Origin of the sequence: Curtobacterium sp. LFS084 (assembly GCF_047977705.1) — a bacterium.
GTDB lineage: Bacteria > Actinomycetota > Actinomycetes > Actinomycetales > Microbacteriaceae > Curtobacterium.
In genome coordinates this window covers 80,370-92,757 of the sequence record NZ_JBFPFM010000003.1, presented here as the reverse complement: position 1 = coordinate 92,757, position 12,388 = coordinate 80,370, and the positions used below count along the sequence as shown (strand labels likewise).

Genomic DNA, 12,388 nt, shown 5'->3' with positions numbered 1-12,388 from the left:
TCAACCCTACCGGGACTCCTGGTCCTCTGCGACCGTCCGACCGGACGGTGCACGACCGCCGGCGACGGCGCCGAGCACGCCGTTGACGAACCCCGCGGACTCCTCCGTCGAGAGCGACTGGGCGAGCTCGACGGCCTCGGCGATCGCGACCGCGTCCGGGACCTCCGGGTTGAACCGGAGCTCCCAGACGCCCATGCGCAGTATGCAGCGGTCGAGCACCGGCATGCGGGCGATCGACCAGCCCTGGGCGTGCTCGACGATCACCGCGTCGATCTCGTGGCGCGCGTCGTCGATGCCCGTGACGATCTGACGGGCGTAGTCCCAGCTGGAGGCGCGCTCCGGCTGGTCGAGGTGACGGACGGTCTCGGTGGCGAGGACGTCCGCGATCGGGAGCTCACGCACCTCGGCCACGTACAGCATGTCGAGGGCGCGCTTGCGGGCCTTCGAACGAGCACTCATACGGCCGGCGCCTAGGAGTTGACGCGGCCGAGGAAGCTGCCGTCGCGCGTGTCGATCTTCACCGTGGTGCCGCTCTCGAGGTAGAGCGGGACCTGGATGCGGTGACCGGTCGCGATGATGGTCGCGTCCTTCGTGCCACCGGACGAGCGGTCGCCCTGCAGACCGGGCTCCGTCTCGACCTCGGTCACGATCGACGTCGGGAGCTCGACGTAGAGCGGGTTGCCCTCGTTCATCGCGATGGTGACCATCGCGGACTCGAGCAGGTAGTTCTTCGCGTCGCCGACGACCGTCGCCGAGACCGGGATCTGGTCGTAGGTGTCGGTGTCCATGAACACGTACGAGTCGCCGTCCTCGTAGAGGAACTGGTAGTCACGGCGGTCGACCGTCGCGGTGTCGATCTTCGCACCCGCGTTGAAGGTGCGGTCGACGACCTTGCCCGACACGACGTTCTTCAGCTTGGTGCGGACGAACGCGCCGCCCTTGCCCGGCTTGACGTGCTGGAACTCGACGACCGACCAGAGCTGCCCGTCGATGATGAGAACGGCGCCGTTCTTGATGTCAGTGGTACTGGCCATGAGTCTTCGATGTCCCGTTCGATCGTGTTGTGAAGGTCTGCGGACCGCGCTGGGTCCCGGACGAGTGTAGCGGACCGGTCGGCGGGCCCCCGCGCGGGTGCGCTGGAGCCCGCCGTGGGTCACTCCCGCCGTCGCGCCCGGATCGCGTCGACGGCCGCCCAGACGAGCAGCACCACCGCCGCTCCCCCGAGCAGCCCGCCGGCGACCCCCGTCGACATGACCGCGGTCGGGCGGGCCGGCAGGGTGAGGTAGACGAGCGACAGCACGCCGGCGCCGGCGCCGAGCAGCACGAGCAGCACGCGACGGACGACACCGTTCAGCGTGCGTCGGTCACGGCGGTCCGCGAACAGCCGGATGTTGACCGAGAGCTTCCCGGTCTCGATCGCCTCGCCGATGCGGTCGACCCGCCGCGGGAGCCGACGGACGGCCGAGACGGCGCCGAACAGCTCGCGGACGGCCACGTCGCGGATCTTGCCGGGACGCAGCTGGTCGCGGATCTGCTCGGAGGCGAGACCCCGTGACTCCTCGAGCAGGTCGAACGAGGGCGCGAGGGTGCGGAGCGTCCCCTCGAAGATCGCCAGGGCGCGCGCCGCGGCGACGAAGTCCGGTGGCGCCTTGAGCCGGTACCGCCCGAAGACCGCGACGGCGTCGTCGACCGTCTCGACGCCGATCCGCGCCCCGGGGCCGAGCTCGTCCGCGACGAAGCGCGCGATGTCCCGGCGGAAGTCCGGTTCGTCCTGGGCGTCGCGGACCGGGGCCATCCGCAGGACCGCGTCGGCGATCCGCGAGGTGTCGTCCTGGATGTAGGCGGCGAGGAGCTCCTGCACGACGTCGCGCAGGCCGGGATCGAGCCGTCCCACCGACCCGAAGTCGATCAGGGCGGGGCGGCCGTCGGGCAGCAGCAGGACGTTCCCCGGGTGCAGGTCACCGTGGTAGATGCCGTCGAACACGACCTGCCGCAGGAACGCCCGGAGGATCGCCCGCATCGGCTCGTCGAGGTCGCGGTCGCTGCGCTCGGCACGGATGGCGCTGAGGGTGTCCCCCTCGAGGTACTCCATCACGAGCACGCGGCGACCGGAGAGCTCCGGGTACGGGTCCGGGAACCGCACCTCGTCGGGGCGTGCGCTCCGGCGCTGGGCGGCTCGCAGCGCCTCGAGGTTCCGGAGCTCCGAGCTGAAGTCGACCTGGCGCACGAGGTCGTCGGCGTACTGCTGGGCGACGTCCTGCACGCCGACCTGGCGCGCCTCGGTCGACCAGCGGGCCATGAAGCGCACGACGCGGAGCGCGATGTCGACGTCCCGGCGCACGGCGCGGTCGATGCCGGGCCGCTGCACCTTCACGGCCACGCTCGTGCCGTCCGCGAGACGTGCCCGGTGCACCTGCGCGATGGACGCGGCGGCGACCGGGACCGGGTCGAACGCCGCGAAGACCTGGTCGACGGGTGCGCCCAGCTGGCGCTCGAGCAACGCCGTGACCTCGTCCGCGGGAGCCGGGGTCACGTTCCGCTGCAGGTGCGCGAGGCCCTCGGTCCACTCCTCGGGCAACAGGTCGTCACGCGTCGACAGGAGCTGTCCCATCTTCACGAAGCCGCCACCGGCCTCCTCGAGCGCGCGGCGGAGGTGCTCGGCCTGGCTGCGGCGCAGGTCGGACGTCGCCGGGTCGTGCGAGAAGTCGAGCCGACGGAAGGGCACGAGTCCGTGTCGGCGGGCGATCGAGAGCAGTTCGGTGAACCGGCGGGCACGGGACCGGATGGTCCCGGCATCGGTTGCGTCCGGTGTGGACAGGTCGCTCAGGCGTGGCGGGGTGGGCACGGGTCCCAGTCTGCTCCCCCGTCCTGCGTGGCCGGTCCTCCACAGCCCGGAGGCGCGGCTCGCCCTCCACAGGTCGGCCGAGGCCCGCCGTCCCCTCGCCTCCACTGCATCAGGCTGCGGTCATGCAGACAGCACTCGTCACGGCGCTCATCGCCGCGGGCGCGGCGATCGCGGCCGCCGCCGTCAGCTGGTTCGGCGCGTTCCAGAACCGCCGGACAGCCGATCGCGACCATGCCTGGCGGCGGCTGACCTGGGCGATCCGTCGCGCCGAGACGCAGTCGGAGTACGACATTTCGAGAACTGTGCTCGAGCGTCTGATGAAAGTACCGTGGGCGCCGAAACCCGACCGGAACCTCGCGCGACGGGCACTCCGGCGGCACGGGTTCGAGCACGTTCGCGACCGAGAACCGGAGGCCGACTGATGCCGCTCTTCCGTCCACTGCCCGACGCACCCCAGTTCAAGCTCGACGGCACCGACGAGGACGACGCGATCCTCGACGCGTGGGTCGACGGCGCCACCCTGGCGGAGTGGTACGAGGTCGAACGGACCGGAGTCGTCACCGTGTCGATGCGGGTGAAGTGGTGGTGGCGACGGACCCGACGCGTCCTCCGCTGAGCTAGACCCCGACCTCCTGGTAGGCGGTGAAGAGCAGGTGGTCCTCGGGTCCCTCGAGCGTGAGGGGCTTGCCGACCCCGTCGAGGATGATGAACCGGAGCATGCCGGCGCGGGCCTTCTTGTCACGACGCATCGTGGCGAGCAGCCCCTCCCAGCGGCCGATGCCGTACGTCGTCGGCAGTTCGAGGGACTCGAGGATCGAGCGGTGCCGGTCGACCGTGGCGTCGTCGAGGTGCCCGGTGAGGCGCGCCAGCTCGGCGGCGAACACCATGCCGACCGCGACGGCCGCGCCGTGCCGCCACTGGTACCGCTCGGCGTGCTCGATCGCGTGCCCGAGGGTGTGGCCGTAGTTCAGGATCTCGCGGCGGCCCTGCTCGGTGAAGTCGTCCGAGACGACCTGTGCCTTCAGCGCGATCGCGAGTTCCACGACGCGGCGGAACTCGGGCGTGGTTGGGTCGGTGACGCGGGCGACGTCGGCCTCGATGACGTCGAGGATCTCCGGCACGGCGATGAACCCGGCCTTCACGATCTCGGCGAAGCCGGTGAGGATCTCGTTGCGGGGCAGGGTGGCGACGAGGTCGATGTCGGCGACGACCGCGCGGGGTGCGAAGAAGGCGCCGACGAGGTTCTTGCCCTCGTTCGTGTTGATGCCGGTCTTGCCGCCGACGCTGGCGTCGACCATCCCGAGCACGCTCGTGGGGATCGCGATGTACGGGACCCCGCGCAGCCAGGTCGCCGCGACGAACCCGGCGAGGTCGGTCACGGCGCCGCCGCCCAGGCCGATCACGGCGTCGGTGCGGGTGAAGTCCGACTGCCCCATGATCTGCCAGCAGAACGCGGCGACCTCGACACGCTTGGCACCCTCGGCGTCGGGGACCTCGGCGATGAGCGCCTCGAGGCCGGCGTCGACGAGCAGGTCCCGGAGCGCGTTCGCCCGGGCGCCCAGCGTCGGCGCGTGCACGATGAGGACCTTGGCGACGCGGGGACCGAGGAGCGCCGGCACCGAACCGAGCAGGCCGTTGCCGACGGCGACGACGTAACCGTCCTCGCCGCCGACGCGGATCTCGGTGGTTCCGTCGGGCAGGACGGACTGGGTCGTTTCGGTCACGCTGTTCCTTCGCTCGTGGGGGTGCCGGTGGTGGACGGCCGGTGTCCGTCCCGCAGCCAGGCGACGACGTCGTCGACGACGTGCGACATGGGCCGGCGTGAGGTGTCGAACACCGCGTGCGCGAGTTCGGCGTAGGTCGCCGCTCGCGCGTCCATGATGGTCTGCCAGGCGTCGATGCCGCCGTCGGCCAGCAGCGGGCGGTCACTGCCGGCGATCCGGTCGGCGACCGCCTCGGGCGAGACGGTCAGGAGGACGATGCGCGCGCCGACCATGGCCTCGCGCGTGTCGACGTGCGTCACCGCGCCGCCACCGACGGCGATCACGCCACCGCGCGCGACGGCCGCACGCACGGCCTCGGCCTCGAGCGCGCGGAACGCCGGCTCGCCGCGGTCCGCGAAGATCCCGGGGATCGGGCCGTGCTCGCGGACGATCGCCCGGTCGGTGTCGGTGAAGGGCACACCGAGGGCCTTCGCCACGCGCTTGCCGACGCTCGACTTGCCAGCGCCCATCGGTCCGATGATGACGACCGGTGCCGCGTGACCGGCCGACGGCGAACCCGTCGCCGGCTCGGGTGTGTGCGTCACCAGGCCGGCGTGTGCTCGGCGGCCTCGGTGCTGCGGGTGCGCAGCGTCTCCGGGATCGACGCCAGGTACGCCTCGAGGTTCCGCTTCGTCTCGACGACGTTGTCGCCGCCGAACTTCTCGAGGACGGCGTCGGCGAGGACGAGCGCCACCATGGCCTCGGCGACGACGCCGGCAGCGGGGACCGCGCACACGTCGGACCGCTGGTGGTGCGCCGAGGCGTCCTCACCCGTGGCGACGTCGATGGTGTGCAGCGCGTGCGGGACCGTCGCGATCGGCTTCATGCCGGCGCGGACACGCAGGACGGTGCCCGTGGACATGCCGCCCTCGGTGCCGCCGGCGCGGTCGGACGTCCGGTAGATCTCGCCGTCCTCGCGGAAGAGCTCGTCGTGCGCCTCGGACCCGCGGCGGGCAGCGGTCGCGAAACCGTCACCGACCTCGACGCCCTTGATGGCCTGGATGCCCATGATCGCCGCGGCGAGGCGGGCGTCGAGGCGACGGTCCCACTGCACGTGCGAACCGAGCCCCGGCGGGACGCCGTAGAACAGGACCTCGACGACACCGCCGAGGGTGTCGCCGTCCTTCTTCGCGGCCTCGACCTCGGTGACCATGCGGGCCGAGGTCTCGGCGTCGAAGCAGCGCAACTGGTCGTCGTCGAGGCGGTCGACGTCGTCGGGCATCGGCAGCGCGGTGCCGTCCGGGACACGGACCGTCCCGACCTGCAGCGTGTGCGCGACCGAGCGGATGCCGAGCTCGGCGAGGAAGGCCTTGGCCACGGCACCGAGGACGACGCGCGCGGCCGTCTCGCGCGCACTCGCGCGCTCGAGGATCGGGCGGGCCTCGTCGAAGCCGTACTTCTGCATGCCGACGAGGTCGGCGTGGCCGGGACGCGGTCGGGTCAGCGGGGCGCTGCGACCGCGGGAGGCGTCGGTCTGCTCGACGGGCTCGGGGTTCATGACCTCGACCCACTTCGGCCACTCGGTGTTGCCGATGCGGATCGCGATCGGGCTGCCGAGCGAGTACCCGTGACGGACACCACCGGAGACGTGCAGTTCGTCCTGCTCGAACTTCATGCGGGAGCCGCGGCCGTAGCCGAGCTTGCGACGCGCGAGATCGGTACGGATGGACTCGAACGACACCGGGACACCCGCGGGCAGGCCCTCGAGCATCGCGATCAGTTCGGGTCCGTGGGACTCACCAGCAGTCAACCAACGAAGCATGGTGTCCATCTTCCCACAGCCCGGGTGCCGTGCGACGCCCCCGGGCTACTGGTAGTCGGGGTGCGCCCGGAGCCACGCCTGGAACTGGTCCACGGCGACGAGGTGCTGGGCGTACGTGTCCGAGAACACCGTCTCGCCGGTCTCGAGGTTCACCGTCACGAAGTACAGCCACTTGCCCTGCGCCATGTTCGTGACGGCCTTGATCGCGATGTCGCCCGGGTTCGAGATCGGCGCCGGCGGCAGGCCGTCGTGCACGTAGGTGTTGTACCTGTTCGACGCGTCCTTCCGTTCGGCGTCGGTGGTCGTCACCCGGTGGGTGTTCCCCGTGCCGTAGGCGACCGTCGCGTCCGACTGCAGCGGCATGTCGATGTCGAGCCGGTTCTGGAAGACCCGCGCGACCTTGGGGTAGTCGGCCGCGAGGCCTGCTTCCTTCTGCACGAGCGAGGCGAAGATGATGACGTGCTCCTGGTCGGCCTCGGCCACGCCGGCCGCCGACAGGTGCTCCTTCATGGTGTCGACCATCGACTTGAAGTACTGCGTGGCGGTCCACCCGGGGTTGATCGGGTAGGTCGCCGGGAACAGCCACCCCTCGAGCGTGGTCACGTTCGACGGCAGGTCGTAGGCGCTGAGGTCCTTCGCGGCGGCGGAGACCTCGGCGGCGGAGAGTCCGGCCTTCGAGACCATGCCGGCCTCGATGTCCTTGAGCGCCGTGCCCTCGGGGATCACGATCGAGGCCTGGACCCGGTTGTCCTTGTCCTGCAGGGCCGCGAGTGCCGCCTTCGAGCTCATCTTCTTCTTGAGCGAGTAGGAACCCGGCTGGAACTGGACGTCCGGGGACGCGAGCAGCAGCTTGTAGAAGACCTTCGAGTCCTTCACGACCCCGCTGCGCTGCAGGGTCGCGGCGACGTTCTCGCCGATGTCGCCCTGCTTGATGGTGATCGTCACCTTGCTGGTGCCGTCGCCGGAGTAGTCGTCGGGCTCCTGGGAGCCGCTGATCGCCGCGACCACCTGCTGGATCTTCGGGGCCGCGAACGCGTAGGCCGACACCCCGACGGCGAGGACAATCGCGACGATGACGATGCCCGCGATCAGCGGGCCGCGACGCCGCTTCGGACGCGGTTCACGCGGGCCGCGTGGCGGCCTGGAGGCGCCCCCGCGTCGACCGCGACCGCCGCGACCGCCGTCTCCCGCGCCTCCGGGGCCGTGGCCGGTCTGGTCGGGTCCACCGGCGCCCGCAGCGGCGGCCGCACCGCCAGCCGAGTCCCCGCGCGCCGCGGCGCGCTGGTCGTCGTCGACACGGAGCTCCCCGGTGAGGAGGGCGTGCACGTCCGGGTGCAGTTCGTCGGGTGAGGACGCCACCGGGGCGTCCGCCGCGGCGGCGCGACGGTCGACATCGGCTCGGACGAGGTCAGGACGGTCGGTGCTCGGCCCGGCCGCGTCGGTGCTGGCCGGGCTCGCGTCCGCTGGCTCCGCGTCGGCGCGTGCACGCGCGGCTTCGGCCGCGCGTGCTTCGCGTCGGGACATCGGTCGACCGGTCGCGTCCGGGTCGGGGGTCTCCGCACGGTCGGAAGTCGTCTTCCGCCGCTCGGCGTCGTTGCCGGGCGCGATGATCGCGTTCCAGTCCAGGTCGTCTGCCAACGGTCCTCGGGTCTCTCGGTCGGGAACTCCGCCTGGGCTCGGTGTGCTGGGCGACGGTGTGGCAGCCGCGTTCAGGCGAGCACTGCGATGGTCCGCAGGTTCAGGGGAGCGTGGCCCCGGGTGGGGCACTGGCCGCACGCTCGTGGTCGAGCGCGTGTTGCAGAATGATAACAGCGGCCGCTTGGTCGATCACGGCGCGGGACTTCTTCGTGTTCTTGCCGGCCTGGTGGAGGCCGCGCTGGGCCGTCACGGTCGAGAGCCGTTCGTCGACCAGGCGCACCGGACGGTGTTCCGCCAGGCGCTCCGCGAACTCCCGGGCGTCCGCCGTGGACGGGGTGTCCCCGCCCGACATCGAGAGCGGCAGCCCGACGACGATCTCGAGGACGTCGTACTCCTGGGCGATCTCGAGGATCCGCCGGACGTCCGTGGCGGCGTGACGGGCGACCGTCTCGACGGGCGTCGCGAGGAGCCCGTCACGGTCGCACACGGCGACCCCGATCCGGGCGCGGCCGACGTCGACGCCGAGCCGGCGCCCGGAGCGGATCGCCACGGTCAGGCCGCGAGCCGGTCGGTGACCGCGCGGAGTGCCGCAGGGAGCGCCGACGCGTCGGTGCCACCGCCCTGCGCGAGGTCCGGCTTGCCGCCGCCACCGCCACCGAGGACGCCGGCGGCCTCCTTCGCGAGCGGTCCCGCCTGCACACCCGCGGCGCGGGCCGCGTCGTTCGTGGCGACGATCACGACGGGCTTGTCGTTGATCACCGCGCCGAGGACGACCACGGCCGCGCCGTCGCCGAGCTGGCCGCGGACGCCGGTCGCGAGCGCGCGCAGGTCGTCACCGGACTGCAGGCCCTGGACGGACTCCGCCACCACGGTCGTCGCGCCCACCGTGGTCGCCTGGCGGGCGATCGCCGGGACACGCTGCTGCAGGTTCGCCGACTCGAACTCGGCGACGCGCTTCTGCGCCTGACGCAGGTCCTCCATCAGGGACTGCACGCGGGAGGGCAGGTCCTCCCGGGGGGCCTTGAGGGCGCTCGACAGCTGGGACACGATGGTGCGCTCGACCGCGAGGTCACGGAAGCCCTCGAGCCCGACGAGCGCCTCGACGCGACGGTTGGTCGAACCGACGCTCGACTCCCCCACGAGGTTGACGAGGCCGACCTGCGCGCTGGATGCGACGTGCGTGCCACCGCAGAGCTCACGCGACCACGGGCCGCCGATGTCGACCATGCGCACCTCGGAGCCGTACTTCTCACCGAAGAGCGCCTGCGCACCGAGGGACTTCGCCTCGTCGAGCGGCAGCACCCTGGTCGAGACCTCGAGGTCGGAGCGGATCGCGGTGTTGACGACCTCCTCGATCTCGGAGCGGGTCTCGAGCGACACCGGCTGCGACCACGAGAAGTCCAGGCGCATGTAGCCCGACTTGTTGTACGAACCGGCCTGCAGTGCCTCCGGGCCGAGGATGTCCCGCAGCGCCGCGTTCACGAGGTGGGTCGCGGAGTGCGCCTGGGTCGCGCCCCGGCGGTACTCGGCGTCGACGACGGTCGTCGCCGGTGCACCGACCCCGACCTCGCCCGAGCGGACCTGGACGGTGTGGCTCCAGAGACCGGCGACGGGACGCTGCACGTCGAGCACCTCGAGGTCGAAGCCGTTGCCGACGATCGAGCCCTGGTCGGCGTCCTGACCACCGGACTCGGCGTAGAGGGAGGTCTCGCCGAGGATGACCTCGGCGATGTCGCCCGCGACCGCGCGGTCGACGCTCACGCCGCCGACGATGATGCCGAGGACGTTCGTCTCGGCCTCGAGTGCGTCGTAGCCGAGGAACACCGTCTCGCCCTTGGCGCGGAACGCGCTGTAGACGCTGAGGTCGGCGAGGGCGGTCTTCTTGCTCTTCGCGTCCGCCTTGGCCCGCGCACGCTGCTCGGACATCAGGGTCTCGAACGCGGTGCGGTCGACCCGGACGCCGGCTTCCTCGGCCATCTCCATGGTGAGGTCGATCGGGAAGCCGAAGGTGTCGTGCAGCAGGAACGCCGTGTCGCCGCCGATCGAGGGCGCACCGTCCTGCTTCGCGCGCTCGACCGCGACGTCGAGGATCGTCGTGCCCTGCGCGAGCGTGCGGAGGAAGGTCTCCTCCTCCGCGTAGGCGATGCGCGCGATCCGGTCGTAGTCGCTCGCGACCTCGGGGTAGGCGTCGCGCATGGCGTCGCGGGACTCGGGGAACAGCTGCGGGAACGTCGCGCCCTCGACACCGAGGAGCCGCATCGCCCGCACGGTGCGGCGGAGCAGGCGACGGAGGATGTACCCGCGTCCCTCGTTCGACGGGGAGACGCCGTCGGCGATGAGCATGAGCGCCGACCGGACGTGGTCCGCGATCACGCGCATCCGGACGTCGTCCTCGTGCACGGCGCCGTACCGGCGCCCGGAGATCTCCGCCGCCTTGTCGAGGACCGGCCGCACCTGGTCGATCTCGTACATGTTGTCGACGCCCTGCTTGATGAAGGCGACGCGCTCGAGCCCCATGCCGGTGTCGATGTTCTTGTTCGGCAGCTCGCCGGTGATCTCGAAGTCGTACTTCGAGCGGACGTCGGCGATCTGGTACTGCATGAACACGAGGTTCCAGATCTCGACGTAGCGGTCGTCGTCGGTCGCCGGACCGCCGTCGATGCCGTACTCGGGACCGCGGTCGAAGAAGATCTCCGAGCAGGGGCCCGCCGGACCGGGCTGACCGGTCGACCAGTAGTTGGTGTCCTTGCCGAGCCGCTGGATCCGCTCGTCGGGGAGCGAGGAGTGCGCCTTCCAGAACGCGATCGCCTCGTCGTCGTCCTCGTACACGGTGACCCACAGGTCGTCGGGCGAGAAGCCGAGGCCGCCGTCGGACTCCGGCGTCGTCAGGAACTGCCAGGCGAACTCGATCGCCTGTTCCTTGAAGTAGTCGCCGAACGAGAAGTTGCCGTTCATCTGGAAGAACGTGCCGTGCCGCGGGGTCTTGCCGACCTCTTCGATGTCGTTCGTGCGGATGCACTTCTGCACGCTCGTGGCGCGGGGGTACGGCGCCGGGATGAGTCCGGTCAGGTACGGGATGAACGGCACCATGCCGGCGACCGTGAACAGGAGCGAGGGGTCGTCCGAGACGAGCGAGGCGGACGGGACGACGGTGTGTCCGCGGTCGCCGAAGAACTGGAGCCAACGGCGGCGGATCTCTGCGGTCTGCATGGTGCTTCCTGATTCAGGTTCGGCGGGAGAGTGTGCGTCGAGGAGGACGTCAGACGTCGGTGCGGAGCTCGGCCTCGCGGGAGCGGTAGCCGTCCGCGACGGCGCCGGTGAAGGCCTTCGTGCGAGCGTTCACGTCGGCGAAGAACCGCGCACCACCGGGGGTGTTCGCGACCTTGTGCGCGACGGCGAACCCGATGACGACGCCGACGGCGACGAAGAACAGCTGCTTCACGGTGCCTCTCCCTCTGCGCACGCGAGCGGTGCGTGCCCAGACGATCCTACCGGCGGTGCCGACCGGGGACGCCGAACGGCGGGCCGTCCTGCTGAGAGGACGACCCGCCGTTCGGGTGTGATCAGTGGATCAGCGAGCTGCGTAGTACTCGACGACGAGCTGCACTTCACAGGTCACGGGGACCTCGGCGCGCTTCGGACGACGAGCCAGGCGGGCCTGGAGCTTGTCGATCTCGACCTCGAGGTAGCCCGGGACCTTTGGCAGGACTTCCTGGTGCCCACCGGCGGCGGCGACCTGGAACGGCTCGAGGGACTCGGAGCGCTGCTTCACGTGGATGAGCTGCCCCTCCTTCACGCGGAAGGACGGACGGTCGACGAGCTTGCCGTCGACGAGGATGTGACGGTGCACGATCAGCTGACGGGCCTGCGCGGTGGTGCGGGCGAAGCCGGCACGCAGCACGAGGGCGTCGAGGCGCTGCTCGAGGAGCTCGACCAGGTTCTCACCGGTCAGGCCCTTCGTCTTGCGGGCCTCTTCGAAGACGATGCGGAGCTGCTTCTCGCGGATGCCGTACTGGGCGCGCAGACGCTGCTTCTCACGGAGACGGACGGCGTAGTCGCTGTCCGCACGACGGCGGGTGCGGCCGTGCTCACCGGGGCCGTAGGGGCGCTTCTCGAGGTAACGGGCCGCCTTCGGCGTCAGCGGGATGCCGAGCGCGCGCGAGAGGCGGGTCTTGCTGCGGGTACGTGACTTGGTAGACACAGGGTCCTTTTCTCTGTCTGAACTGAATGACTCGAGGGGAACCGCTCGACCGTGGGAAACGAGACACACGGACGGAACGAGCCCCGACGACGGGATCCAGAGGGATGAGCCTGTGGGATCGGACGGCTACAGTCCGAACCTCTGCCCCCGTACCACCGGAGTGGCACTCTGTCCTCGAC

13 protein-coding genes are annotated in these 12,388 nt (G+C 71.0%); 2 read left to right on the top strand and 11 right to left on the bottom strand.

The window, feature by feature from the left end; genetic code table 11:
- Positions 1-6: 6 nt before the first annotated feature.
- The 3 genes from nusB to ACNQOV_RS03220 all read right to left on the bottom strand — a co-directional run bounded on the left by nusB (position 7) and on the right by ACNQOV_RS03220 (position 2,845).
- Positions 7-459: a transcription antitermination factor NusB gene (gene nusB, locus ACNQOV_RS03230; protein WP_402263220.1), complete on the bottom strand. Its 453-nt coding sequence runs from the start codon at positions 457-459 to the stop codon at positions 7-9.
- An 11-nt stretch (positions 460-470) separates the two neighbouring features.
- Complete coding sequence (gene efp, locus ACNQOV_RS03225; RefSeq protein ID WP_022906721.1) at positions 471-1,034, bottom strand: elongation factor P; 564 nt, start codon at positions 1,032-1,034, stop codon at positions 471-473.
- Positions 1,035-1,153: 119 nt separating this feature from the next.
- On the bottom strand, positions 1,154-2,845 hold the full coding sequence (locus ACNQOV_RS03220; RefSeq protein ID WP_416393360.1) for an ABC1 kinase family protein: 1,692 nt from the start codon (positions 2,843-2,845) through the stop codon (positions 1,154-1,156).
- Positions 2,846-2,967: 122 nt separating this feature from the next.
- Here ACNQOV_RS03220 and ACNQOV_RS03215 point away from each other — a divergent pair, with 122 nt between their 5' ends.
- Positions 2,968-3,267 (top strand): hypothetical protein, encoded by a 300-nt coding sequence (locus ACNQOV_RS03215; RefSeq protein WP_416393359.1) that lies wholly within the window; start codon positions 2,968-2,970, stop codon positions 3,265-3,267.
- Entirely contained in the window at positions 3,267-3,461 is a 195-nt protein-coding gene (locus ACNQOV_RS03210) for a hypothetical protein (protein ID WP_022908381.1), read from the top strand. Before ACNQOV_RS03215 ends, ACNQOV_RS03210 begins: the two co-directional genes overlap by 1 nt.
- A 1-nt stretch (position 3,462) precedes the next feature.
- Here ACNQOV_RS03210 and aroB read toward each other — a convergent pair whose 3' ends face one another.
- From aroB to rpsD, 8 genes are all read right to left on the bottom strand, one after another.
- Complete coding sequence (gene aroB, locus ACNQOV_RS03205) at positions 3,463-4,545, bottom strand: 3-dehydroquinate synthase (RefSeq protein ID WP_402263829.1); 1,083 nt, start codon at positions 4,543-4,545, stop codon at positions 3,463-3,465.
- A gap of 20 nt (positions 4,546-4,565) precedes the next feature.
- Positions 4,566-5,153, bottom strand: coding sequence for a shikimate kinase (locus ACNQOV_RS03200; RefSeq protein ID WP_402263228.1), 588 nt, complete (start codon positions 5,151-5,153; stop codon positions 4,566-4,568).
- Positions 5,150-6,370, bottom strand: coding sequence for a chorismate synthase (aroC, locus tag ACNQOV_RS03195; RefSeq protein WP_416393358.1), 1,221 nt, complete (start codon positions 6,368-6,370; stop codon positions 5,150-5,152). The genes ACNQOV_RS03200 and aroC overlap by 4 nt, the downstream gene beginning before the upstream one ends.
- 45 nt (positions 6,371-6,415) lie before the next feature.
- Complete coding sequence (gene mltG / locus ACNQOV_RS03190; protein WP_416393357.1) at positions 6,416-8,008, bottom strand: endolytic transglycosylase MltG; 1,593 nt, start codon at positions 8,006-8,008, stop codon at positions 6,416-6,418.
- Positions 8,009-8,108: 100 nt separating this feature from the next.
- The gene (gene ruvX, locus ACNQOV_RS03185; protein WP_031263196.1) at positions 8,109-8,552 is read right to left on the bottom strand and encodes a Holliday junction resolvase RuvX; all 444 of its coding nucleotides are present in this window, start codon (positions 8,550-8,552) and stop codon (positions 8,109-8,111) included.
- An 8-nt stretch (positions 8,553-8,560) separates the two neighbouring features.
- Positions 8,561-11,218 (bottom strand): alanine--tRNA ligase, encoded by a 2,658-nt coding sequence (gene alaS / locus ACNQOV_RS03180; protein WP_416393356.1) that lies wholly within the window; start codon positions 11,216-11,218, stop codon positions 8,561-8,563.
- Positions 11,219-11,267: 49 nt separating this feature from the next.
- Positions 11,268-11,450 carry a hypothetical protein gene (locus ACNQOV_RS03175; RefSeq protein ID WP_022905491.1) on the bottom strand — a complete coding sequence of 61 codons (183 nt, stop codon included), beginning with the start codon at positions 11,448-11,450 and terminating at the stop codon, positions 11,268-11,270.
- A 129-nt stretch (positions 11,451-11,579) separates the two neighbouring features.
- On the bottom strand, positions 11,580-12,209 hold the full coding sequence (gene rpsD / locus ACNQOV_RS03170; protein WP_022905490.1) for a 30S ribosomal protein S4: 630 nt from the start codon (positions 12,207-12,209) through the stop codon (positions 11,580-11,582).
- Positions 12,210-12,388: the final 179 nt, after the last annotated feature.

What these genes read in the sequence shown, in the direction of transcription:
- ACNQOV_RS03210 (WP_022908381.1), top strand. Translation starts at nt 3,267, where the DNA reads ATGCCGCTCTTCCGTCCACTGCCCGACGCACCCCAGTTCAAGCTCGAC.
- alaS (WP_416393356.1), bottom strand. Translation starts at nt 11,218, where the DNA reads ATGCAGACCGCAGAGATCCGCCGCCGTTGGCTCCAGTTCTTCGGCGAC.
- ACNQOV_RS03215 (WP_416393359.1), top strand. Translation starts at nt 2,968, where the DNA reads ATGCAGACAGCACTCGTCACGGCGCTCATCGCCGCGGGCGCGGCGATC.
- aroC (WP_416393358.1), bottom strand. Translation starts at nt 6,370, where the DNA reads ATGCTTCGTTGGTTGACTGCTGGTGAGTCCCACGGACCCGAACTGATC.
- nusB (WP_402263220.1), bottom strand. Translation starts at nt 459, where the DNA reads ATGAGTGCTCGTTCGAAGGCCCGCAAGCGCGCCCTCGACATGCTGTAC.
- efp (WP_022906721.1), bottom strand. Translation starts at nt 1,034, where the DNA reads ATGGCCAGTACCACTGACATCAAGAACGGCGCCGTTCTCATCATCGAC.